The organism is Vibrio sp. 10N.261.54.A5 (assembly GCF_041471145.1).
GTDB classification, from domain to species: Bacteria; Pseudomonadota; Gammaproteobacteria; order Enterobacterales; family Vibrionaceae; genus Vibrio; species Vibrio crassostreae_C.
The window spans coordinates 8,681-9,289 of the sequence record NZ_JBFRNU010000048.1 but is presented as its reverse complement, the minus strand read 5'-3'; the positions used below and the strand labels follow the sequence as shown (position 1 = coordinate 9,289).

Sequence of the window (609 nt, the reverse complement as noted above, 5' to 3'; positions counted from 1 at the left end):
ACGAGATACGAGATACGAGCAGATTATAGATGCGCCTACACGAGATAAGAGATGCGAAAAGCTCGCTTACTGTCACTTATGGCAGCATGTTTTCGATACTCGGTTACTCGCATCCCACATCTGCTATTTCTCCAGACGTAAAAAAACCTGCTCAATGAGCAGGTTTTTTAGTATTCAGTGCTTTCAGCTAATGAAGCTTTACGCGTAAGAAATTACGTAATTACTGACGTGTTCTTGGCTTAGCTGGTTTAGCCGGACGACCGTTGTTCAGTTTAGGCTTACTTTTGTTAGCCTGAGGTTTGCCTTTGTTTGCAGCTGGAGCGCTACGACCTGAATCAGGTGTTGTAGTACCGCGAGTTGCAGGCTTCTTACGCTTAGTTTGGTTGCTACGGCCTTTTGGTGCGTTTGCACGCTCTTCGTGACGTTTAACAGCACGACGAATTTTTTGGCTACGAGAACGCTCACGCTTACGAGAAGTGTTTGAAGGATCAAGATCCAACAGTGTCTCTTTCTCAGGCTTAAGCTCAACAAGCTCACGCAGGTAGTTAACTTCTTGAAGATCTAGCTCTTTCCAACCGCCACGAGGCAGTTTCTTATCAAGGTAGATAT

Annotated in this window: 1 pseudogene; it reads right to left on the bottom strand. The window is 45.3% G+C overall.

The annotated features are described in order from the left end of the window. Positions 1-220 precede the first annotated feature (220 nt). Positions 221-609: pseudogene (locus tag AB4329_RS15385) on the bottom strand (23S rRNA pseudouridylate synthase B); the annotation flags it as partial.